The following is a 22,464-nucleotide window of genomic DNA, read 5'->3' on the forward strand; positions in this document are numbered from 1 at the left end:
AAATGACATAAACGTGAAGCTTATTTGGCATACCCTTTTTTAAATCATTTCCATTTTTTTACATAAAAATAGGTTGTAGTGAAATGAAGCGGGATTTTTTGAAATACTTCTGTCCAAGGCTCCTAGCCCATTTTTTTCGAACCTGGTTTTGCCTTCTCAAGTCCAGCGTCGAATGCTTCTTTGGCAACATCACATATTTTCTGTGAAATTATCTCACCTCTCTCGAATCCAACGTGTTACCACTGCGCCTACGCCCGTTTAATTCTTTTTAGAACTTACACCTATAGCAGCTATAAAGATTACTAGTAATGCAGCCACAATTGAAGGATTCATCAAATCACCTCTCTTATTTAAATAAATCACAGCACGTCCCGGTCACTTTGCTGAAAATTCCTTATTCCTGGAGCATGATTTGAAAAAAGCTTGATTGTTTCTAAAAAGAGTTTCGTATTTCCTTTGTTAACTAATTTCACAGCAACAGAAACACCATTGTGAAATGAAAATAAAGATTTCACTACATCTATTCGAATAATTTCTTCATAATGATAAACTGTTGTCTCCCTCAGTCCAAAAAGAGGAAATTTGGTATATAAAATTAACCTCTTATTGGTCGCAATCATATTGCCAAATTTATAAGTTATTCCAAAATTTTCTTTTACTTCAAAGGTGGCTGTTATTTCATCAATTATGTGTTCACAAGGTGATAATAATGAGTTCCTCCATTTCTCCACAGTTCTCACTCCTTAATCCAAAATGTTTTTAAAGCGCTTGAATTAAGCTTAATTTATGAAAACATTATCAGGTCAAGGAGTTTAATCTTAATTTAAGCTAGGGTAGAGACAGTACGACGTTTTACTAACTTAAAAGGAATTTTAATTTGCTCATTAGAATCGGTATAGAACAACATAAACGCCTGTTCCCCAATTTCTTTTATGTTTGAATCCAAAGTTGTCAGTCCTAGGGCTTCTGACATAGGGTTATTATCAAATCCCATAATGGATAGTTCTTCAGGCACTTTTAATCCATTCATTTCAGCTTGGGATATCATACCAGCAGCCACTTCATCACCATTTGTTAAAATTGCCGTTGGAATACTTTTCAGATCTCGCAATTTGTTAATTATTCTTTTTCCATCATTCATTGTGTAACAATCTGTGAACATCCAAGAGTACTGTATTGGCTGATCAATTTTTGTAAGAGCTGCTTTAAACGCAGCATAACGCATTTTACTGCTTAGACTATACTTTCTTCCAGTGCAATAGCCGATCTTTTGATGACCCTCTTCAATAAGATAATTTATACCAGTAAGAAATGCATCGTAATGGTCTGTATAAGCACAAGGTAGTTTTTCAAATCGTTCACAGGCTACAATAGGGCCATATTCAGTATACGGAATAATTGTATCCCAGTCATTGGAACGAGAGCAGATTATTAAACCATCCAGGTGCTTTCCCTTTAGCATATCGAGGTATTTCAATTCTTCCTCTTTGTCATAACTTGTAGGACAACATAGAACCGAATAGTTATGCATAAATGCGTTTTTCATAACCCCTCCCACCATTGCCTGAAAGTAGGGATGATCGATATAAGGAATGATAACTCCAACCGTAAGCGTTTTTCCTTTAACAAGATGGATGGCATTTAGATTTTGGTGAAATTTTAATTCCTCAATTACTTGTTCCACCTTATTTCTTTTTTCATCACCCACATATGGATGGTTATTCAAAACCCTTGAAACCGTTGAAACAGACACCCCGGCTAATCTTGCAATATCTTTTATATTAGCCATTTTTATTCTCCCGTTTGGTTACATTATTTAAAAGACGACCTTTTTACATATTACTATATGCTATTCCTTATTAAGGAAAAGCGTCCTTTAACGAAATAAACAATCTCTATCAATTCGTTAAAATCACCTTGCCTTGATTTCCTTCCGAGGTTTCAACAATCCGAACAGCTTCCCGTATTTCCGTTAAGCTGTAATATGATTCAGGTCTCATAAGCCCTAACTTTTTGTCTTGGATCAATGTTATTAAGTGGTTAAATGTCTTCTGCCAAGCATCTATTGAGACTTTTTTATTCCAATGCCGTAAATGAAATAACTTTGCATTTACTTTTGCTTCATTTGTAATTCTCGCCCAGTCTACTTGGATTCCTGATAAAAGACCTAAGGTTAAAAAAGTACCTTCAGGATGGACGCAAAATGCTAAGTCGTTACCATCTGGGCCTCCAATTGAATCAATAGCTGCATTGGCACCAATCCCCTCAGTTAAATCCATAACTGTTTCGTGCAATGGATCGATAGAGGTATTAATCACACAAGAAGCCCCAAGTCTTTCTAGATCCTTTGAATAATTATCATTCCTGGTTATCGCAATTAATCGGAAGCCTAGCACTTTAGATAATTGGGCAAATAAATACCCGATAGATGAGCCACAGGCGTTGACTAAGAGTATATCATTTGGTCTTAAACCTAACTCTTGGGTACAGATGACCCAAGCTGTGATTGGATTTATGTACATTTGTGCAGCTGTAAAGTCATCGATAGAATCTGGAATTGTCACTGTGTATTCTGCTGATGTTTTAACGAATTCCTGCCAAGTCCCCTCTCCCCTTAAGGGTAAAACACGCTTACCGACGTGACTTTGAGATACTGAGGAACCTACGTCTTCAACAATTCCAACTCCCTCATAGCCCGGAATATTTGGTAAAGAAATTCTGTGAGAGTAAGCACCTCTTATCGGTATTAAATCAGATGGGTTGATTGGTCTGGCTACCATCCGTACAAGTACCTCGTTTTCCTTTGGAGGTTGAATGTCTTTATATTCAACTTTAAGTACTTCTTGGGGGTTGCCAAATTCAGTGAATTCGAGACATTTAGCTTTCAAGGAACCCTCTCCTTCAGTCATGAAACAGTTCTATGTTCTTAAACAATCTGGCTCTATTGCGGCACATATTTATTCGGTTATCGCGCCCGTTGTGGCAAGACCACATAAAAACAAGCAGCTCTCTGCTGCTCAAAATTCTCTTAGAATATTGACCTATTGATTATTAAATTTCTCAATTTCCTCTTCCGATAATCCTTTCAATTTTGCAACCTTCGTTATGCTCATTCCGTCTGCTAATAATTTGATTGTCACCTCTTCTTCCCCTTCTAGTTTTACCCAACATCGAAAGTTCATCCAACAGCGCCTTTTGACGTATTTCATATAATCAACGCATTTCTTTGTCCTGGCTTAAAAATTCAACGTGATTATAACTTTTTTCAACTCTGGCGTCTCCAACGCCAGTTCTTCCCTTTCATTTTGTTGTTGTCAAAGAAGTTTTGAATTAAAAGCAGTAAGAAAAAAACAGTGCCAATTAAAAAACCACCTTTTGTTTTTGATTTTTGTATTTGATATTGTGTTTCTTATATTGGTCGTGGTTCTGTGTGTTTCGGCATGCGCCCCGTCGGATTCGGATGGAAATACAGAAGAACAAAGCGCGGATACCATATATCCTAATGTCAGAGAAAAGCGCACTGGATTGAGTAATACGAAAAGTTTATTGCTAACCCCCATCAATTACCCTGTAATTTTTGTGGGAGACAACTATATTGGGGTAGCCGTGATTAGAAAAAGAATTGATAGATACATTAAACGAATTTAATGCGGAAGAAATAGACGGTGACATGATATTAGTATAAAAGCACTAACGAATAAAATCGATTGTAATAGTATAAGAAATATCGGTGTTTAAAAAAAGGATACCTAGTATTAAAATTGTTAGTGACATTCCCCACTTTGGTGCTTCTTCGCTTGGATTATTCATTTAGTGAAACCTCTTCCCCAATTCAAGTTATTCCATTTCACAATATGGCCCGAGAAATGAATACGTGTTTCGAAAGCACTCTATTCTTGTATTACCAGATCACCATCTATAATTCGTAAAACTAATTTTGAATTAATTTCTTTGTGATTTAGTGTCGTATAGTAAAGCCATAATTTCAAATGATCTTTATTATGATAATCGTCATATACAGTGAATTTAATCACATGATCAGATTTTTTCCAATCATAAATTTCCGCAGGGGATTCACTGCCGGCATGCCTAGGAACTATATCTTTGTCGTTTTTATTTACAAGATCAAAGGTAATGTAATTTCTTTCTGGTCCAAGTGAAAAATTATCAATCATGAATATAGGTAAAAAGCTTTCGTCTCTTTCCCTTTTCTGAACTAAGTACATTTCCTTATTTAATTTCACAGATTGCTCACTAACCTTCGCTGATTTGTAACTAATAATAATAGAAATTAATAATAAAAATGGAGATACTACACTAGCTATAATCGTTAGAATATCAAAAAAATCCTTATCCCCAAGTGTACTAAAAATTTCTAGCCAATCCTTCTTTGTCACAGTACTCCCCCTATATTAAAAATCACAACTCACTAAATAATTCTTCACCTTTATTCCATTAAATGGCCCGTTTGAGGAAAATCATTATTATCAGTCAACACGCGTGCTTGGGTCAAGAATGCGTATTTTTTCTTCAATACGTTCCAGCAATTGTAACTTATATTCATATTATATTTGACTTTTCCGTATTTCATCTGAAGTGATGTATTTCCCTTCTTCTATATCCTTTTTTGCTTGCAGTATAACTTTGGATATTTTTCAACATCTTCTGCTACAGTTGTCTCAGTTTCATTTTAATCATCTGCTTTAAATTCAAACAACTGATTTTTTGTTGTATACTAACCTCAAGTATACCAGCTATTTGCGCATCAATTTTTTTCGTCTTTATACGTCTCCTGTGTCCATTTTACCATGATTGGTATGATTTCAAAACTTATATCAAGGAAGAAGGAAGATTGCCTTTGAAGGGGGAAATGCTGGTGGCAAGCGAAAAAATCCGTTTTATCAAAAATACGTTTCCTGAGCTAAAAATTGAAAGTGTTAATATGAACTCTCAAGGATGGGACAACAACATTCTGATTATAAATGATGCCATTGTTTTCCGCTTCCCCAAAAATAAAGCTATTGCAGACAGGGTGAAATCTGAGGCGGTATTATTACGGCAATTGCGTCAACAGAAACCAATGCTGCAGATCCCTGACTATAGGCTATTATCCGACGGAAATGACGATATCACATGTGTGTATTATGATTATATCACAGGCGCATCATTTAAAGACGGGCCGGCTAGTGACCACAATGCAGCATTGCTAGGTGATTTTTTAACCAAATTGCATCATTTGGATCCTGATCACTCGCAGCTTGAAACATACCATACATATGGATACTGGCATGAATTATATGAATCCGTCGTAAAAGAGGTCTTTCCATATTTGGGTAGCTCTGAGCAATGTAAAATATCAGATGTTTTCTCGCACTTTTTGAATGACATCCCTTCACTGACATTTCCGCAGACCATTATACACGGGGACCTGACGACATCAAATATCCTTTGCGATAACGGGAAAGTCAATGGTATTATCGATTTCACCGATGCACAGATTGGCGATCCGGCGTTTGATTTTGCTGGTTTTTACTGGCATTTTGGGCCTGATTTTACGAAGAAAGTGTTGTACTTCTATGATGGAATCGAGTCTAAGGATGCGATCTACCACCGGGCTAAAGCCTTCTATGGCGCGCAGCCGGCCTTTCATGAATGGCTACATGCGGTGCGGAACGAGAGCGGAGCTGACTGGAACGCTGCTCTATCAAGATTTACAAAGCTCATGTCATATAATTAGTGCAGATTGTTACGCTTCCGACTGGAAATTAGGTGATTACGCCAGGCACCTAATCTATTCCCTCATCCTCCAAAACCCTCCCCAATTTTTTCACATCCACCACAAGGTTTTTGACCACTTCATGTGCTCTGGATCCGGTATTGGCAATTCTGCCTTCAGGTGCTTTCCGGGCGTAAGCTGCAAAATCTTATCCTCAGGGATGCCGATCATTTTAACCGTTTCCCGCTGAAATGCAATTTCAAAGGTGGCAGGACATATTTATCAATCTGATAACCGCTTCTTTGCAGCAAATGATAGCGCCCCAGCGTATCATGCAGCCAGTGCCAGTAATTGGTGTGCCTGGCCCAGGCCAGGACGCCCAGGTTTCCATAATAAACGCCGGGCGAGGGGGTTTTATTAGCTGCGGTCTTTAAAATATCGCCAAAAGAGGCGAAAGACCATGTCTTGCAGGCACGTTTGATCAGGTGTCAATGCCTTCCCCCTTGTCACATCCATATACTTCCGTTTTTAACCTTTACAACATAGGACTTGCCAAACGTGCGGTCCTTTCCAAACTGTGGTGGGTGGACCCAATCAACCCATTCCGGAGGGTCCCCTTTCGAAGGCGTAAATCTTATGGCTTCATTTGTATAAAATTCCTTATAAACATCTTTTATTTTCCGGAGTATTTTGATTGATCCAATCTTTCGTATGAATATATAAATCTGTCATACCTGTCTATCTCCTTTTCATTTAACAGTATCGCCTATGCCCTGTTTTTGCACGTATATTCGAGTAACCCATAATATGTAGAAGAATCCTCTTAGTGTTGAACGATTGCCTGACAAGACAATCATACCTAAAGGATACAAACGGAAGGGAGGGACCTGACATGAACGTATTAGTAACTGGTGCAGGCGGATTTATCGGCAAAAACTTGATTGAACGATTAAATAGAGAAGAAGATGTCAGTGTCAGCCAATACCATCACGGTGACGACTTGTCACTTCTATATGAGCATTTAACCGATACGGATGTTATCTATCATCTGGCAGGGGTGAACAGACCGCAAAACAATGAGGAATTTGCGAGCGTCAATAGAGGGCTTACTGAAACGATCATCACCTATTTAAAAGAGCACCATAAAACGCCGAAAATCGTTTTTTCGTCCTCCACTCAAGCAGAACGTGATACACCATATGGGTCAAGTAAAAAAGCCGCCGAGGAGGTATTGAAAAATTATAGTTTGAAGACCGGTGCAGACGTAACCATTTATCGGCTGCCAGGTGTCTTTGGTAAGTGGTCCAGACCGCATTATAATTCGGTTGTTGCAACTTTTTGTCATGAACTGGCTCACGGACGGGACATCGACATTCATGATGTGAACCAACCGCTTGAGCTGGTCTATATTGACGATGTTGTTGACAGTTTTACCGATTGTCTTGACCAACATAAGACAGATGAAACACTCTATTATCCTATCAATCAATCCTTTCATACAACAGTAGGGGAACTGGCTAAAAAGCTTTACGAAATAAGAGACATACGAACATCATTGATCATACCTAACTTATCCGATAAATTAACCAAGTGTTTATATACGACCTATTTATCCTATTTAGACCCGGACAATTTTTCATATAATTTGCCTGCACATCAAGATGAAAGGGGTAGCCTGGTTGAATTAGTCAAATCACGTCATGCCGGTCAGATTTTCATGTCAACATCACGCCAAGGAGTTATCAGGGGGAATCATTACCATCATACAAAAGTAGAAAAGTTTTGTGTCATCAAGGGAGCGGCAGACATTCACTTGAGAAAGATCGGTTCTGATGAAGTGATCACTTACACCATCTCAGACCAAAACATTGAAATCGTCGATATCCCGCCAGGCTATACCCATTCGATTGAAAATATAACGGATCACGAAATAACCGTTTTGTTTTGGGCCAATGAACTCTTTGATCCGGATAATCCGGATACCATTCGATTGCGTGTCAAGCCGGACGAACGGTAAGAATGAGAACTGTGTATATAAACGCGAAAAACATACAAAAAATCCCTTATCACAATAACAGTGGTAAGGGATTTTTTGTGGGGCGTCACCTCCTGCCTTTGTGACCTGCATCATGCAGGCCCGAACAGGATCGGGCATTTACCTGGAGGCGACCCTTGCTGATACTCTTTGGATTCACCTTATATTCTTGAAGTTGGAGGCTTATTCTTAGTTTCATGCGGGATGAAATTTGCTACCGTCAAAATTGCTTCAATTTCGTTGGCTGACATTAATTCATCATTGGATTGATACTGTTCGAAGGTGACCTTTGGTAAATTCTCGTACCTTTCCTTGATCTCCCCCGATGCATTGACAGGTAGAATCACATAGTAGTTTTCATCAAACTTATACGTGTTTCGGGATTCGGCATTTGATACTAATACTTCGTGGAGTTTTTCGCCTGGCCGAATCCCTATCTCATTCATGACAATTTCTTTTGCAGCAAAGTGTCGTTCCAGAACGTCAATTAAATCGACAATCCGGCATGCTTTCATTTTCATGACAAATATCTCGCCGCCAATCGCCTTTTCAGACGCGTGTAACAGCAAATCAATCGCTTGCGAAACCGTCAGGAAGAAGCGTGTCATTTCCTTAGATGTAAGCGGAACTGTATGATGGGTTTCAATTTGTTCTTTAAAAAACGGGATGACACTGCCATTTGTTCCAATCACATTACCGCCGCGGATACAGACAAAACGTGTATGATTGCTTAATTGATTCGCCTGGATGATGAGTTTTTCACCGATTGCTTTGGTCAGTCCATAAAAATTAATAGGTTCAACAGCTTTATCTGTTGAAACATCAATGACTTTTTTTACGTTTTGATTTAAACTTGCTTTGATAATATTTTCCGTACCATTTACATTGGTTTTTAACGCTTCCGAAGGCTGGTCTTCACATATCGGTACATGTTTGAGCGCCGACAGATGGAATATATAGTCGACATTTTTTGCCGCTTCATTCACTGCTTCATAATCTCTTACATCACCAATGACAAATTTTAAATATGGGTTATCCGAAAATGTCCGTTTCATTTTCACCTGAGCAAATTCATTACGCGAAAAGACCCTTATTTCCTTTGGTTGAAATGAAAGCAGCTTACCGACGAGTTCATGTCCCCATGAACCTGTCCCCCCGGTTACCAGTATTATTGTATTTCGAAACACATTTCAACAACTCCCTTCAAGCTATCATGCCTACTGTTTATATCATCAGGCAAATAGGTACAATCGAACATAGTTGTGGATTAGGCTAACAGGGTTTCGTTTGAATATCAGGCATCCTGTAATGATGCATTCCATCCCCTGTTGAATCATCCAAATTATTATTTCAAATGGGTTATACCATAACGTATGAATAAGATAATAGACTGTACATGATATTTGCTTATTTAAAGGGAAAAAAGGCAGTTGCTGTGGGTCTAATGTGAATGCGGAAGGCGGATTTACTTGGAAGTTCGGCCATTTCGATTGGTATTATAGGAAAAGTCAAATAAGAATGACCCTTAGAAGATTACGAGGAAGCAAGAGAGGCAGTGCCAGGTTGGTTCCTAATTAACGGAAATTTCACTGAACTATTAGTAGCCCTATTAGAAAAGAGGAATCATAATCATTTCACGGTTTTGATTATGAATGATCCGGTCCCGCTTTTTTAATCTCCGTGTCACTTTAATCCAGTTGCTCCTGCAGATTTGTAAGAGCTATTTTATCATTTCTACTATTCCGGATTTGTTTTGCAGCGGTCTCCATCTTTTTTGAGGAGTTTTCTGTCCGTTTTTCCTGAATAGCTGATATATCATTATCTTGCTCTTTACACATATTGCTGCACCTCCAAACAAAATTTGTGCTATCATTGACAATTATATACCGGCAATCACATATACCCCCTCATTCCACTCGCAAATGCTGTGCTGTCACCATTCTCAACCCCATGCAAGGCTTCCTGCAGTGCGAATGTTTTTTGATAGAAAACGGCACGCTTCTCCATGCCGGGATCATCATTGTGATAGTTGTCAATACAGCGTTTGAAAAAGTCATAGCCGTAACTTGCCAGAATGCCTGCAAAATCATAAGCTGGATCACCCGGACCAGATTCACCAAAGTCAATGATACCTGCTAATTCAAATGTCTTTGAGTTCCACAATAGATTGGATGCACCAAAATCACCATGTATCAGAGCTGACGTGAAATAAAAATCATCAATCCGGTTAAAGAAATCCTCAAAAAGCTTCGATACATTCTCCTGCGCATCATGACGCATGAACGGATAAAGGTTTACCTGAATTCTATTATATAAATCCTTGTATTCATCGTGGATAGCGGCCGGCCCCTCTGCAAATTCATCCACCGGGAAAGCATGCAATCTGATAAGAACATTCACTAAAGATAGCGATCGTAATTTCAGGATAAGATCATCGGCGCATTCCCTGAATTCTTCGCCGGATAAAGGTGAACCTTCAATCATACGGTAACCTGTAAAAACGTTTCCCAACTCCAGTGGTTCGAATGATTGATAAATTGGAACAGGGGCGGGAATATGCTTGTCGGCTTTCAGCTTCTGCAATATGTCTGTTTCCTTCAACATATTATCAATCCCCGCCTGATATTTGGGAAAACGGAAAATGAGTGAATCATTTACAATCAACACGTCATTATTTTGGCCGATGTCATTGACTTCTGCCTTTTCGATCTCTAAATCCGGATAAACTTCTTTTATTCTATTAATATAGTGCGGTTTCATCTTGTCACTTCCTTCTATATGAACCACTTGTTTCATTTATTTCACCTATCTCTATCCGATTGCCATCAGGATCCAATAAAACCGCAATCGTACCCCATTCAAACTCGATTCTCTTTTTAATAAAATTAACACCGCGTTTTTCCAATGTGCTGACCGCCTCATCAAGCGATGCTGTATCAAATCTCAGGACAGTCGGATTCTGCTGCCTGTTTTTCTCACTTGCAGAACCAAAACCACCCTGTTCCACCATCAGGTACCCACCGGAAACATTAAACGTCACCAGCGATTCTTTCACATTTCGGACATCCATCTGTAATCTATGTTTGTAAAAATCAATACATGCATCATAATTTTCAACGAATAGAATCGTTCCAAATTCTTTAAAATTCATATTAGCCCTCTTTCGCCAATTCATTAAGAACCGGCCAGCCATATGCGATCTCTTTCAACTCAGCACCGGCGATTGTAATATCCGTTGTATCGATATATTGGCCGCCCAGTTTCTCATAAAAGTACTTGGCAGCATTGTCTTCCAGCACCCATACCAGCATCGATTTGAATCCGTCTTGTATAAGTTCGTCAGCGATTGGCTTGACAAGTTTTTTGCCCAGCCCTCCTCCCTGATATTCCTCGAAAATATAGATGGCATAAAGTTCACCATCATAACCAGCATATTTACCCCCACGTTCCTTGCCGCCTGTTGAAAACCCGACAATTTTGCCGTCGCCGGTTTCTGCAACATATACGCTGCTTTGGGTCACATTCTCTTCCCAGCGTTTGGTCCGGTCCTCATAATCCAAACTATCCAGAAATTCATCAGGCACAATATTCTTATAAGTTGTCCGCCAGCTGTCAACGTGGACTTTTGCAATGCCCGCAGCGTCTCCTGGGGTTGCTTTTCTGATGTTCATTGATTGGTTGCCTCCTTTACCTTTTATCCTTATCCAAATCATCTTTGGGATGAAATTTTTCCGCTTTTTCCTGATCGCCATACTTCTTTTTCAGTATTTTCCCCAATTCTGAATGGTCGATGCCATATCTGACAGCCACAGTAATGACGAGATATGCTATGTATAAGGCGACCCCATAAATCAATAATGTAAGCACGATCCCTATTCCGGAAATAGCTGACATCGTATCACCTCCGTGCTTTCATTTCATGATACCTCAAAATTCTCATAACTCAGGATGCGAAAAGGAAACACGCGCCTCCCTTCTTAAAGACTGCCTGGTTTCTTACCGAATGACGGCTTTGTTTTCACATTCTGCACCGTTTCGATATCGATTCCCTGGTTGATCTTTCGCGCGCTCATCATAGTAAAGACGTAAGCGACACCCAGGGAAATAACGAGCATCAAAAGAATCCCCACGATTGTGACCATTACCGGACTTGCTGCCTTCCAGCTCAATACGGTATAAACGAATCCGGCTACCGTACCGAAAAATCCATCAATATCCTGACTGACCATCTGTGCAAAGTCCATTGTCTCAACCGGGATCAGCAGCATAACAAACGGAATCAATGCAAAGAACAGATACACATACGAAACAATCATAAGAATGATCGCTGTCCCGAACTTCAGCCTGTTCTGCGGATTGGACGGATTGTATTTGGCGCCGATTGTACCAAGCCACATCCCGATGCCGCTGATACCTACCGTTATGACAGCTTTCATAACAATCCCACTGATGAATTGAATCAGTGTCCAGCCAAAGAACAGTCCCATTACAATCTCAACCACTGTTAAAAGTACGAATGGCAGCAGCCAGCTGATCCATAGTTTCCCTAGTGCGATATCCTTGCCTGACAACGGCAAAATCCGCAATATCCAGACCGATTTCGCCTCTCTGGCAATGGTTGAACTGGATATTTGCCCATTGAACATCGCATAGATGAACAAAAGAACGGCCTGCGTGATCGGCCAGGTTATCTCATTTGGACCCTGTAGATCACTGATACTTGCCCCGCCTGACAGGGCGCCGATGATCCCAAATACAAAAAAGAATACAAACGGCAGGAACACGAGCCATTCCCGCATATCACGTTTAATCGCATACCATTCTTTTTTCCCAACAGCGACGATTGGATGATTGAGTTTTGGGCCAGACTTTTTCACGGCACCTTTTTTTCGTTTTTTCCCGCTGCCTTCGCTCAATTTTACCCAGCCAGTCCGGAAACCGCGCTCGACCAATGTCGATGTGAAGATGAAGAAAATGGAGGCGAGTACTACGATCATGAGCAATGGTATGAGAAAATCAATGGAGCCGGTGACCGCACTAACGACGGCATCACTCGCCCACGTAACCGGTACCCATTCCGGAAACAGCGGCAGTCCGGCCAAAATCAGTTCAGATAACGGACGATCATTTACCGTGTTCGGGATCATGAACAATAAATAAACTAATACGCCTGATAACATGCTCATAACCGTCATAAATTCATTTGCCTTACTTGCCGGAACAACTTGCACCAGCAACAAATTAAACAAGTACGCAATCGACAGACCAATCACGGCAACTGATAACAGCACCAGCAAAACAACTGGATAATACAGCCAATTAGCATTGATAAAAGCTCCATATACAAACAATGGAACGATATAAAGAACAAATACCAATAATGGAATGCCAACGAAGCTTTGTAAATATTTAACCCAGAAAATATACTTTGTCGGGATCGGCATCGTAAACAGCAAATTAAGATCTGTCGCCGAGTAAAGGTGCTTGAACACTTGCGGCAATCCTAACAGAATAATAAATCCAATAACTAATAAAAATCCATATGACAAAACACCAGCAAAAACTGGCCCAGTAATGGCACCAGCAATGGTCCAAATACCTGCCGAAAACCAGTACAGCAGGAGAGCAAATATCGCGAACATAACCAAATAGCTGAAATAATTTTTTCCGGGCTGTGATTTCATGGTATTCAGAAAGATTTTCCACTGATTTTTCAATAGCGCTTTCATCATTTGGCATCACCGTCATCGGAAATTTCACTGATGATAGCCTGTTGATCCTCGCTGCCAGTCAATTCAAGAAAAATATCTTCCAGACTTTGACCAACGTGTTCACCTGCTTTCAATTCATCCATTGTGCCAAGGGCAATGATATCCCCTTCGAAAATAATCCCGACCCGGTCACACATTTGCTCGGCAATTTCAAGGATGTGTGTGGACAGAAAGACTGTCATGCCATTATCGCAAAGCTCACGAAGCAGATTTTTCAGACTGCGTGCACTCTTTGGATCAAGACCGACTGTCGGCTCATCCATAAATAAGACATCCGGTTCTGACGTGAGCGCACCGCATATCGCGATTTTTTGTTTCATCCCGTGCGAATAGCTTTCGATTAAGTCATTCGCCTGTTCAGTGAGGCTGAAGATTTGTAGCAGCTCATTTGCTTTGGACTGAAATTGATCTTTTGGAATCCGGAAAACGGACGCAACAAATTCAAGATAATCCCACCCCGTCAATTTCGGATAAAGATTGGGCTGATCTGGTACGTAAGCGATTTTCTCTTTTGCTTTGAGCGGGTTTTTCCAAATGTCGATGCCATTGATTTGAGCAGAACCGCTTGTCGGCTCCAGCAGTCCGGTCAGCATTTTAATCGTTGTCGTTTTCCCCGCACCATTCGGTCCAAGAAATCCGAGTAATTCCCCTTTGCTGACTTCAAGATTCAGAGCTTTTACAGCTTCATGTTTTCTGTATGTTTTTGCGAGATTCGTAAGTTTGATTGATGCGCTTTCCATTGTATTCCTCCCCAGTTAAGTGAAATCTCATCGTGCAAGCACGAGCAGAATCGGATCTTACTGACAGTTATCTCCCGGTTCTTGGGGGCTTACTGCCAGTTACATGCGGGATAAATCTTGGATTCATTATAGCAAAGATTTTCTGATTTATGATGGAAACGGAAAAATTTAATTAATTGTCTATAGCGATTTTGCTTCAAACTATAGCGATTGCCCCTCATTCTACAGTGGACCGCTCAAGACTGCTGAAATTTCGCGTGAATCTACAGCGCAAATTTAATCGAATATCACCCGATCGGCCAAAAAAACAGCCTGCTGATAAAGCAAGCTATTCCTCCGCCTTTTGCCGCTGCAGTGAGGGTGGGCAGGCATGATTATATTCCTTTATCTTCAATTCCACCACCTCATCTAACCGTATGACTGTTGGCGGCAGCATACCACAAAAAGAAAATAGCACACAACAGCTTGCGTGCTATTGTGTGCCTGCTTACATATCATGATGCGGATTCTGTTTTTGCCGTGAATGGTTCCGCTGCTTCACTTTGTGGGAGCCTTGCAATGGTTCGCCATACGGCTGTTGCGGGCTCTTTGGCAAGTCCGGCTTTTCCTGCTGTTTCGGTCCTTTAGGTTTTCCGCCCATCATCTTTTCCTCCTTTTCTGTTTCACACATAGCTTTTGACGAGGAAAACGAATCTATACAGCTGACCGGTGCAAACCATTAATCAGGAAATCATATGCCCGCCATGTTTATATCGCTTCCTGCTTTTGAACATCCGTACATATGGTAAAAAGAAACTGATGATGAAGCCGGAAAACAGTGCGTTGATCAACGTACCAATACCGATCGCCCCGCCAAAAATAAACGCCGCCATGACAAGCACAATGCTGATGGCCACCCTGGACCAGGAAACATTCCAGCCAGTCAGCTTCGATATGACCAGCATGGAGCGATCCATCGGGTTTGGCGCGATTTTCGACTGGAGATAAAATGCCACACCAAGCGCCATCAGGATCGTACCCGGCAGAAGTGCCGCCCATTCACCATACCACGTGGCAGGTGTCACGACGTCACCAAGCAAAAACAGCCACATATCTATGCCGATACCAGTCACGAATGAGGTGATCAGAGCAAAAAACTCCGGCCGCCTTTTCTCTGCCAGGGCATTCCCCAGGACCATCGTAAAACCAACAATGATTTCAAAACTGCCGACCGTCAGCCCAAACGTCCGTTGCAGCCCGACCAGAAGCGCATCATACGGTGAAGCACCCATTTTTGACAGGATGGTTAATGCAATGCCAAGCGTCAGGATGATCAGACCGATCAGATAAAAATGCACGCCTGCACGAATCAGCCGCATGATGATCACTCCTCTCTGTATTGATTCACAACGCTCAAGTGTTGGTACGCTTCAAGATTTAGCAAACCGTTACTACAGTGTAACAAAGGTTGTTAAAAGAAAAAACAAAATGGCTTTCTTTGCAGATGCTGCCAATTGTGACAACTTGGGCCGAATCATTATAAACTTGGGCCGGAATTGTGACAACTTGGGCCGATTTCTCCTAAATTTGGGCCGATTTTGTGACAACTTGAGCCAATATAGTTTTGGCCATCCGAGATTCAATCCAATAATCGATCAAAATCAAGTTTGTATCGCATCCCGCTCCCTTTTCCTATTTTGGAAAAACGCTCATATTGCAGTAATTTTTTCATGATACTGTTTGATTCCACCCGCAAGAAATCACGCGCCTGCCGGTTATTAATAAGACCCCCAACCAGAAGAGCATAATCCGCTAAAGCCGGCCGGTGGGCAGTTTTTGACACGCAGCCGCATGACACACATTGCCACTTCCCACTTTTCCAAAACATTGGAACGAAGCTGCACGCTGGACAAATAACACCCTTCACCAGATCATCATATGTCATATTAAACTTTTTCTTCCCGCCATCTTCTTCAGGTACATGTTGATCAAGAAGAAGATAGGCCATCTCTGTCAACTGTTTGTCAGTGACACAGATTTTCCGGTATTTCCTGTTAAATGACTCAATTTTCGAAAGTACTTTATCCCGGTGCATCACAATATCTGATATGATCTTATCGTTGGTGAGATTTCGGAGGTAGGTATCATCACGGCTGTAGACAACGATTTTTTCAATGGGGGCAGGCGGAAAATGATTTTTGCGCAGCCAGTCCAGAAGCCTTCTATGCTGGAGAATGACCTGTTCCACAGGATTGGTGAACATTTGTACGTCATCTTTTTGAATGCGGAAGGCTTGTCCCATCCCATCAAAGTTCATATTTTCGTAAACATTCTTCACTTCCATAATAAGGTGGTAATAACGTGATAACAGAAGGAAGTCAATCTGAAAATGTCCATATAGGTCAGGGAGTCTTACATAATGGAAAATAAGGAAATCGTCTTCCGGGAGAAATTGGAGGTGAAAATTCATGGATTCTTCGCCCTTATAACCTGAGGATAAATTCGTTGCCCTGCTGTTGATTTTTCCCTTAAAGAAGTGGTTCGCCGGAGTTCTTCTGTCAAGTGCCTGTGCCTGAAGGATATGCTTGGGGACAGCAAGAGGTTTTATGAACAATGAAGCACGTCCTTTCTTATTTTATTGTAAATGATATATTCGACAAAACATCATAAAGTTGGCTCTTCGCTATTTAGTGTTGAAAAGAAAATTTACTAGAGCCCAGCTGTTTCTATCATTTACCGGTAATTATGGTTGGTACGTTGAGTCAAAACCAAAAACCGGACAAGGGAATGGGTTCAGATGCGAGCGATGCATGGCTCCAGACTGTTACTCATTCTTTTTTTTGTGACTGTACAACAGGCTTATGACTCCATGATTAAGTCCAGCTTATTCACTGTTGCATAAATCATTGCAATAAAGTTTTCCGGTGAACGATATCCACGTGCTTTTCTTTTGGCGGCTTGAACCAAACTATTGACGCCCTCAAGCAGCCCATTGGTCATTTTTGTTTCAAACCATCTTAAAATGCCGTCTTTATGCTTTTTTAGCGACTGTGCCAACTTAATCATCGGTTCCAGTTGTGATCGTATTGCCCAGCTATACCATTCTTCAAAGTACATTTCAGAAATGATGGGGGATCTGGTAAACATATTCTGCAGTGACAATTTCATACGGTATGCGCGACCTGTCGCTAAATCCATGTCCTTTAATTTAGCGTATTTTGTCTTTTGTTTTTCGGTAAGGTTTTCCTGGTTTTTAAGCCATATATATCGTGAATTCTTTAGTTTAGGCTGGGTGGCCTGTTCTTCCCTTCGCACCTTGTCTAATGCTTCGTTGACCATTTTCATGACATGAAACTTATCAAATGTAATCGAAGCTTCCGGGAAGTTTTCTTCAATACCTGAAATAAATGATGGAGACATATCACAACAGAAATCTTTGATTTGAGAACGCGAAACGCCCTTATGATCAAGGAATTGGCAGAACTCCTGCAGCACATCTGCTCCTTTCCCGGTTGTGACAAAAATGACTTGTTTGGTTTCAGTGTCAACAAATAATGTCACGTACTGATGACCTTTTGTACGTGAAGTTTCATCCATGGCGACACCTTTTAAGTTAAATACATCAATTTTTTCGACTGCTTTATTAACGTAGTGTTTAAAGACGCGCCAAAGACGGGTATCATGTTCACCCACTTTACGAGCAACTGCGGCAACTGGCATTTCAGCCATTAGTGACAACACATGATATTCAAAAAGTAAAGAAAAGCCAGCTTTCGGGCGTGCCCAATCAACCTTGACGGTACGTATTTTACCGCAGGATTCACATTTAACACGTGGCATTCTGGCATGGAGTAATGTTTGATACTGCCAAAAATCAAGGTGCCGCCATGTACGATCCTGGTCCTGAATATCATGCACCTTACATCCTGATGCCCCGCAATTAGGACATGAAAATTCAGCACCACTTCTGTATTCAAGATAAATGTGAAGTGTATTTTCTTCTTTGGCCAACTCGTGGTGGAAAACATACCATGGCTCCGGTATTTCTAAAGCAGCTTCAAAGACGTTATATTTTTCCTGGAGATTTTTCATATAGCAGTCAGCTCCCAAGTATTGTAATAGGTTTTTACCTAGTATTGACAGCTATATGAGACCTTAGACTAAATACTAAACAGCGAAGAGGCATAAAATCCTGCAGGACACACATATTTTTATATAAATTGTGACAGTTTGGGCCAATTTCTCCTAAACTTGGGCCGGAATTGTGACAACTTGGGCCGATTCCTCTTGGATTTGGGCCGATTCTGTGACGACTTGAGCCAAATCCGGATTTCAGTCAGCCTCACTCCCAATAATCCGGATCCATCATCCGCATTTCTTCCGCCATATCCTCGAGATCCGCGGGCGTAATCACATCAATCGGATAAGCACTAGTCGCCTCCTTCGCTTCGTCGTAAAAATAACGATTGCTGCCGGGAAACTCCTCGTCCAGCAGCATCAAACAGCCGCCACTTTTGTCAATCAGCCATTTGTTGTTGGCCTGATACTGATAGGGGCCGCTGTAGCCGCCTTTATAGAGCGGTCTGTAAAAATCAGCAGCAGCCGCTAGCTTCTGATAAATCTGCTGAATTGGCTCCGGCCAGCGCTCCTCCTGACTTTCAAACGGTGGGATGACAGCCAGTTTAAGCCCGTATTGTTCCCGCAGCTTGAGTACCACTTCGCCAGCCCAAAGTTCAACACCCATCTTGCCGGATATAAGCACCCATTCTAGGCCGTCTTCAATAAAACTGATCAGTCGTTTTTCGATCGCCGCTTTAACAATATTGATTCGCTCGTCATCCGGTTTAAATAGATTGATCTCCATTGGTTTGTACCCTGTTACGGCCATTACTTTCATGGTGCTCACCGCCTTCCTCTTTCAATAGTCCGGCTCACCCTTCAAGGCCGTCTCCGAAAAATCGGCCCGTCGACGACATACGTATGATATTCACCGGATTCGCCCATTGGACAGACGTCCCTATACGTCAAAATATCGGCCACAAATGTGTCATCAACATGCCTTCCCACCCAGCTTTCCGGCAGTTTTTCTGCATCAACCTTGACCACTTCCGCCTGAAAGCCCAAGGCCACAAATTCACGCAATAAACCCAAAACTTCCTTCTCATCCGACCATAACGGATAGACAGCCTCAACGCCCGCTTCTGCAGCCACCTGTTCGCCCCACTCGCGGTGCCCTTCCAGATAAATATCGCCAAACGCCATCCCATCAATGCCATAGCGTCGCTTCATGTCTTTGATACGATAAACAAAGTCCTCAGAATAAGTACTAAAATCAGTTTTAATGAAATGAACCGGAATCTCCAACCGATCCGCCTGTCGCACAATACGCTCACGCTTTTCATCATGGGCAACCGTTTTCTGATTCCCTTTCCAAGCGGTTGTCAGCATACACGCCACCTGCACATCCTGCTTTTGCAAATAATACAGCGCCAGGCAACTGTCCTTACCGCCGCTGAATGACAAAGCCACTTTTTTGATCATTAAGTACCGCTCCTTGTGAAATCTGTATGTAAAGGACATTTTCATCGTAACACCACCTGTCTCCAAACAACAATCACAATTCATAAAATCGGCACGTATTATCATATAATCGCTTATACACTTCATCAGCGGACGTCCGTTTTAATGCTGACACTTCATAGACGGACCGGTGAATCATATGAGGATGCGTCATTTCCTCTGAAAAAATACCGCCAAATGGCCACGGTCCGTCTGTTTCCACCATCATTTTTCCAAGCGGATATTCTTTCGCCAAATCCCGCGTTTCCTTCTCGTATAAAATATCCGGTGTCACGGAGATGAAATAACCGTTCGCCACCATCCGCTCAGCCGTCAGCTTATCCCCTTTAAACCAATGGAAATGTGCCTTGGCCGCTGAGTACTTTTCCAGCAAATCACACACAACAGGCGCATCGTCATAAATAGCATGCAGCGCAATCGGCTTATCCAATTCGGCAGCCTTTTGAATAAAAACTTCCAAAGTCTCCCTATAAGCCTCCCGTGTTGATACTTTTCCTTCACGGCGCAAATAAAAAGGAAGTCCGACTTCACCAACAGCCACAATATCTTCCTTGTGACAATCAATCATCGACAGCAAATCGCCTACTTCTTCATCGGACGCAATCGGCTGTTCCGGATGGAAGCCAATCGCCGGTTTCACGCGATAATTATCATGCGCCAGTTGAATCGTTTCCCGGGCCGATGCCAAATGATTAGAAACAGAAATCACCGCATCCACATTGCTCGCTTCCATGTCGTCGAGAATGCGGACACACTCAACTGGTTCATACATATCAAGATGAATGTGTGCATCAATAATTTTTCTGCACATCGTTACCAAGCCCCCGGTAGATCGTTTTTTTCCATGCGAGGAATTCCTCTGTCAGAAGTAAATCTTCATCACGCGGACGACTGAACGGAATCGTGAATATTTCTTTTACGTACGCCGGTGTCTGGGATAATACGATAATCCGGTCAGATAGAAAAATAGCTTCTTCAATATTATGTGTCACAAATAAAATGGATCGGTGATGTTCCTGCCAAATGGATAACAGCCATTTCTGCATTTCCAATCGGGTAAACTCATCCAGCGCCGAAAAAGGTTCGTCAAGACAAATCAGCGGCTGCGGGCTTAAAAGACTCCTGATAAAGGCCGCCCGCTGCTTCATACCGCCAGACAATTCAAACGGATAAGCATTTTCATAACCTGACAGACCGGCATATTCAATCAATTCTATTGCCTCATTCTTATCAATATTGCCTTGTATTTCACCTCCGAGCATGACATTCTTTAAAATACTCCGCCAGGGCAACAGCGACGGCGTTTGCGGTGTATAACTAATTGACCCGCGTTTGCCGTTTATTTTTTCACCATCCAGCCAAATATCACCGGCATCAGGCTCAAGGATACCACCAATCAGATGAAACAATGTACTTTTCCCGCTTCCGGAAGGCCCCAGTATGGAAACGAATTCCCCTTCATTTACCGTGAAATGCATATCCGCCAATACCGGATGATTTCCATATGCTTTGAATAAGTGCTCAATGCTGAGCTCCCCCATACGTCATTCCTCCCTTTCCGGTTTCCATCTGATCATCTTTTTCTCCGCCAGCATAATGAAAGAGAAAAACAACATGCTTAAAACGATAACGAATAGAATGGAAACAAATACCCGATCTGTCCTGAAAGAAGACGATGCCATCGTCATGTAAACACCAATTCCCTGATCAGCCCCAAGCCATTCAGATATGACAGCCCCCATGACACTATAGGTGGCCGAAATCTTCAAACCTGAAAAAACGTATGGCAACGCACTCGGCCATTCGAGTTTCCAGAACACCTGCTGTTTTCCGGCGCCAGCCATCTTCATGTAATGCAGCAAATCACGATCTGTCTGCCTGAACCCTTCAAGCGATGACACAGCAATCGGAAAAAAACAGACCAGAGCAATGATGATGATTTTCGGAAGTATTCCAAAGCCAAACCATACGACAAGCAACGGCGCCAAAACAATAACAGGTATATTTTGTGAAATAATCAGCAGTGAATACAACGCTTCCCTGAGCGCCGGGATCACATGTAACATGACTGCTGTCACAATCCCTGACGTACTCCCGATCAAAAAACCAATCATGGTCAAACGTATTGTTGACAGAATATGATGCTGATAGTTCAGCCAATCTTCAACACCTGTCCGGAAAATCAGCGAGGGAGCGGGAAGCAGCCATGAAGGCACTTGAAAAATACGGCTCGAAAGCTCCCAGATACTGATCAAAAGGACGAGAACCAGAACTGGTTTCCATCCTTTTTGCATTAGCTGTTTCATGAACGATATTTCTCCGTCAGCTTACCCATCGATGCACCATTTGCCGTATGAAGAATCTTCACTTGTGAAATAATGCTTTCACTTCCCAGTTCCAGCATTCTATCATTCATTTTTTTTATGATGTCAAAAAGTTCGGAAAGGTCTCCTTCCATGGTCGTTTCCAATGGATTCACTTCATAGGTAACACCCGATTTTTCAATAACTTCTATAGCAGCGTCAACATATGGGATGACGTCTTCACCGTTTCTTGTTTTCGGGATGATTTGAATACTGACCAGTGATTGACTCATTCATGCTCACTCCTCTAATTATTGTTCATTTCAGTTCCGGACGCTTC

The 22,464-nt window shown here is 41.6% G+C and carries 25 protein-coding genes and 1 pseudogene; 2 read left to right on the forward strand and 24 right to left on the reverse strand.

The genetic code is table 11. From position 1 onward, the window contains the following. Window positions 1-131: 131 nt before the first annotated feature. The 6 genes and pseudogenes from E4U82_RS20285 to E4U82_RS10530 form a co-directional block, all read right to left on the reverse strand. Window positions 132-218: pseudogene (locus E4U82_RS20285) on the reverse strand (type I methionyl aminopeptidase); the annotation flags it as partial. A 141-nt stretch (window positions 219-359) separates the two neighbouring features. Then, complete coding sequence (locus tag E4U82_RS10515; protein ID WP_167751379.1) at window positions 360-731, reverse strand: PH domain-containing protein; 372 nt, start codon at window positions 729-731, stop codon at window positions 360-362. 92 nt (window positions 732-823) lie between these two features. Beyond that, on the reverse strand, window positions 824-1,789 hold the full coding sequence (locus E4U82_RS10520) for a LacI family DNA-binding transcriptional regulator (RefSeq protein WP_135110157.1): 966 nt from the start codon (window positions 1,787-1,789) through the stop codon (window positions 824-826). A 109-nt stretch (window positions 1,790-1,898) separates the two neighbouring features. Next, entirely contained in the window at window positions 1,899-2,909 is a 1,011-nt protein-coding gene (locus E4U82_RS10525) for a zinc-dependent alcohol dehydrogenase family protein (RefSeq protein WP_425339519.1), read from the reverse strand. 132 nt (window positions 2,910-3,041) lie between these two features. Continuing rightward, complete coding sequence (locus E4U82_RS19860) at window positions 3,042-3,182, reverse strand: hypothetical protein (RefSeq protein ID WP_167751380.1); 141 nt, start codon at window positions 3,180-3,182, stop codon at window positions 3,042-3,044. A gap of 708 nt (window positions 3,183-3,890) precedes the next feature. Then, the gene (locus E4U82_RS10530; RefSeq protein WP_135110159.1) at window positions 3,891-4,397 is read right to left on the reverse strand and encodes a hypothetical protein; all 507 of its coding nucleotides are present in this window, start codon (window positions 4,395-4,397) and stop codon (window positions 3,891-3,893) included. A gap of 479 nt (window positions 4,398-4,876) precedes the next feature. Here E4U82_RS10530 and E4U82_RS10535 point away from each other — a divergent pair, with 479 nt between their 5' ends. After that, a complete protein-coding gene (locus E4U82_RS10535) occupies window positions 4,877-5,737 on the forward strand; it encodes a phosphotransferase family protein (protein WP_167751381.1) in 861 nt (286 codons plus the stop codon). An 871-nt stretch (window positions 5,738-6,608) separates the two neighbouring features. Then, window positions 6,609-7,733, forward strand: a complete 1,125-nt coding sequence (locus E4U82_RS10540; RefSeq protein ID WP_135110161.1) for a polysaccharide biosynthesis C-terminal domain-containing protein — start codon at window positions 6,609-6,611, stop codon at window positions 7,731-7,733. A gap of 179 nt (window positions 7,734-7,912) precedes the next feature. On the opposite strand, the gene E4U82_RS10545 is transcribed toward E4U82_RS10540, so the two are convergent. The 18 genes from E4U82_RS10545 to E4U82_RS10625 all read right to left on the reverse strand — a co-directional run bounded on the left by E4U82_RS10545 (window position 7,913) and on the right by E4U82_RS10625 (window position 22,417). Beyond that, entirely contained in the window at window positions 7,913-8,938 is a 1,026-nt protein-coding gene (locus E4U82_RS10545) for a polysaccharide biosynthesis protein (protein WP_135110162.1), read from the reverse strand. 501 nt (window positions 8,939-9,439) lie between these two features. Beyond that, the gene (locus E4U82_RS19865) at window positions 9,440-9,589 is read right to left on the reverse strand and encodes a hypothetical protein (RefSeq protein ID WP_167751382.1); all 150 of its coding nucleotides are present in this window, start codon (window positions 9,587-9,589) and stop codon (window positions 9,440-9,442) included. A gap of 55 nt (window positions 9,590-9,644) precedes the next feature. After that, window positions 9,645-10,547, reverse strand: coding sequence for a phosphotransferase family protein (locus tag E4U82_RS10550; RefSeq protein ID WP_245183557.1), 903 nt, complete (start codon window positions 10,545-10,547; stop codon window positions 9,645-9,647). Continuing rightward, entirely contained in the window at window positions 10,516-10,902 is a 387-nt protein-coding gene (locus E4U82_RS10555) for a VOC family protein (RefSeq protein ID WP_135110163.1), read from the reverse strand. The genes E4U82_RS10550 and E4U82_RS10555 overlap by 32 nt, the downstream gene beginning before the upstream one ends. 1 nt (window position 10,903) lies before the next feature. Continuing rightward, window positions 10,904-11,272 carry a GNAT family N-acetyltransferase gene (locus tag E4U82_RS10560; RefSeq protein WP_425339520.1) on the reverse strand — a complete coding sequence of 123 codons (369 nt, stop codon included), beginning with the start codon at window positions 11,270-11,272 and terminating at the stop codon, window positions 10,904-10,906. Window positions 11,273-11,438: 166 nt separating this feature from the next. Beyond that, window positions 11,439-11,645, reverse strand: coding sequence for a hypothetical protein (locus E4U82_RS10565; RefSeq protein WP_135110165.1), 207 nt, complete (start codon window positions 11,643-11,645; stop codon window positions 11,439-11,441). A gap of 83 nt (window positions 11,646-11,728) precedes the next feature. After that, window positions 11,729-13,483, reverse strand: coding sequence for a putative ABC transporter permease subunit (locus E4U82_RS10570; protein WP_135110166.1), 1,755 nt, complete (start codon window positions 13,481-13,483; stop codon window positions 11,729-11,731). Beyond that, window positions 13,480-14,262, reverse strand: coding sequence for an ABC transporter ATP-binding protein (locus E4U82_RS10575; RefSeq protein WP_135110167.1), 783 nt, complete (start codon window positions 14,260-14,262; stop codon window positions 13,480-13,482). The genes E4U82_RS10570 and E4U82_RS10575 overlap by 4 nt, the downstream gene beginning before the upstream one ends. Before the next feature lie 487 nt (window positions 14,263-14,749). Beyond that, the gene (locus E4U82_RS10580; protein ID WP_135110168.1) at window positions 14,750-14,902 is read right to left on the reverse strand and encodes a small acid-soluble spore protein P; all 153 of its coding nucleotides are present in this window, start codon (window positions 14,900-14,902) and stop codon (window positions 14,750-14,752) included. An 82-nt stretch (window positions 14,903-14,984) separates the two neighbouring features. Then, window positions 14,985-15,620: a YczE/YyaS/YitT family protein gene (locus E4U82_RS10585; RefSeq protein WP_245183558.1), complete on the reverse strand. Its 636-nt coding sequence runs from the start codon at window positions 15,618-15,620 to the stop codon at window positions 14,985-14,987. A 260-nt stretch (window positions 15,621-15,880) separates the two neighbouring features. Further along, entirely contained in the window at window positions 15,881-16,855 is a 975-nt protein-coding gene (locus tag E4U82_RS10590; protein WP_135110170.1) for a nuclease-related domain-containing protein, read from the reverse strand. Window positions 16,856-17,100: 245 nt separating this feature from the next. Then, window positions 17,101-18,333 (reverse strand): ISL3 family transposase, encoded by a 1,233-nt coding sequence (locus E4U82_RS10595; RefSeq protein WP_135110171.1) that lies wholly within the window; start codon window positions 18,331-18,333, stop codon window positions 17,101-17,103. Between the two features lie 250 nt (window positions 18,334-18,583). Continuing rightward, window positions 18,584-19,138: an SLOG family protein gene (locus E4U82_RS10600; protein WP_135110211.1), complete on the reverse strand. Its 555-nt coding sequence runs from the start codon at window positions 19,136-19,138 to the stop codon at window positions 18,584-18,586. A 41-nt stretch (window positions 19,139-19,179) separates the two neighbouring features. Continuing rightward, window positions 19,180-19,782, reverse strand: coding sequence for a Dph6-related ATP pyrophosphatase (locus E4U82_RS10605; protein ID WP_135110172.1), 603 nt, complete (start codon window positions 19,780-19,782; stop codon window positions 19,180-19,182). A gap of 73 nt (window positions 19,783-19,855) precedes the next feature. Then, window positions 19,856-20,632: a TatD family hydrolase gene (locus E4U82_RS10610; protein ID WP_135110173.1), complete on the reverse strand. Its 777-nt coding sequence runs from the start codon at window positions 20,630-20,632 to the stop codon at window positions 19,856-19,858. Further along, a complete protein-coding gene (locus E4U82_RS10615; protein ID WP_135110174.1) occupies window positions 20,613-21,362 on the reverse strand; it encodes an ABC transporter ATP-binding protein in 750 nt (249 codons plus the stop codon). The genes E4U82_RS10610 and E4U82_RS10615 overlap by 20 nt, the downstream gene beginning before the upstream one ends. 3 nt (window positions 21,363-21,365) lie before the next feature. Continuing rightward, window positions 21,366-22,127 (reverse strand): ABC transporter permease, encoded by a 762-nt coding sequence (locus E4U82_RS10620; protein ID WP_135110175.1) that lies wholly within the window; start codon window positions 22,125-22,127, stop codon window positions 21,366-21,368. Further along, window positions 22,124-22,417 (reverse strand): thiamine-binding protein, encoded by a 294-nt coding sequence (locus tag E4U82_RS10625; protein WP_135110176.1) that lies wholly within the window; start codon window positions 22,415-22,417, stop codon window positions 22,124-22,126. Before E4U82_RS10625 ends, E4U82_RS10620 begins: the two co-directional genes overlap by 4 nt. Window positions 22,418-22,464: the final 47 nt, after the last annotated feature.

Origin of the sequence: Lentibacillus salicampi, assembly GCF_004565465.1 — a bacterium.
Classification (GTDB): Bacteria; Bacillota; Bacilli; order Bacillales; family Amphibacillaceae; genus Lentibacillus; species Lentibacillus salicampi.

Coding starts and splice junctions, on each gene's coding strand:
- E4U82_RS10520 (WP_135110157.1), bottom strand. CDS start 1,789: ATGGCTAATATAAAAGATATTGCAAGATTAGCCGGGGTGTCTGTTTCA.
- E4U82_RS10525 (WP_425339519.1), bottom strand. CDS start 2,909: ATGACTGAAGGAGAGGGTTCCTTGAAAGCTAAATGTCTCGAATTCACT.
- E4U82_RS19860 (WP_167751380.1), bottom strand. CDS start 3,182: ATGAACTTTCGATGTTGGGTAAAACTAGAAGGGGAAGAAGAGGTGACA.
- E4U82_RS10540 (WP_135110161.1), top strand. CDS start 6,609: ATGAACGTATTAGTAACTGGTGCAGGCGGATTTATCGGCAAAAACTTG.
- E4U82_RS19865 (WP_167751382.1), bottom strand. CDS start 9,589: ATGTGTAAAGAGCAAGATAATGATATATCAGCTATTCAGGAAAAACGG.
- E4U82_RS10550 (WP_245183557.1), bottom strand. CDS start 10,547: ATGAAACAAGTGGTTCATATAGAAGGAAGTGACAAGATGAAACCGCAC.
- E4U82_RS10555 (WP_135110163.1), bottom strand. CDS start 10,902: ATGAATTTTAAAGAATTTGGAACGATTCTATTCGTTGAAAATTATGAT.
- E4U82_RS10565 (WP_135110165.1), bottom strand. CDS start 11,645: ATGTCAGCTATTTCCGGAATAGGGATCGTGCTTACATTATTGATTTAT.
- E4U82_RS10570 (WP_135110166.1), bottom strand. CDS start 13,483: ATGATGAAAGCGCTATTGAAAAATCAGTGGAAAATCTTTCTGAATACC.
- E4U82_RS10575 (WP_135110167.1), bottom strand. CDS start 14,262: ATGGAAAGCGCATCAATCAAACTTACGAATCTCGCAAAAACATACAGA.
- E4U82_RS10580 (WP_135110168.1), bottom strand. CDS start 14,902: ATGGGCGGAAAACCTAAAGGACCGAAACAGCAGGAAAAGCCGGACTTG.
- E4U82_RS10585 (WP_245183558.1), bottom strand. CDS start 15,620: ATGCGGCTGATTCGTGCAGGCGTGCATTTTTATCTGATCGGTCTGATC.
- E4U82_RS10595 (WP_135110171.1), bottom strand. CDS start 18,333: ATGAAAAATCTCCAGGAAAAATATAACGTCTTTGAAGCTGCTTTAGAA.
- E4U82_RS10600 (WP_135110211.1), bottom strand. CDS start 19,138: ATGAAAGTAATGGCCGTAACAGGGTACAAACCAATGGAGATCAATCTA.
- E4U82_RS10605 (WP_135110172.1), bottom strand. CDS start 19,782: ATGATCAAAAAAGTGGCTTTGTCATTCAGCGGCGGTAAGGACAGTTGC.
- E4U82_RS10610 (WP_135110173.1), bottom strand. CDS start 20,632: ATGTGCAGAAAAATTATTGATGCACACATTCATCTTGATATGTATGAA.
- E4U82_RS10615 (WP_135110174.1), bottom strand. CDS start 21,362: ATGGGGGAGCTCAGCATTGAGCACTTATTCAAAGCATATGGAAATCAT.
- E4U82_RS10620 (WP_135110175.1), bottom strand. CDS start 22,127: ATGAAACAGCTAATGCAAAAAGGATGGAAACCAGTTCTGGTTCTCGTC.
- E4U82_RS10625 (WP_135110176.1), bottom strand. CDS start 22,417: ATGAGTCAATCACTGGTCAGTATTCAAATCATCCCGAAAACAAGAAAC.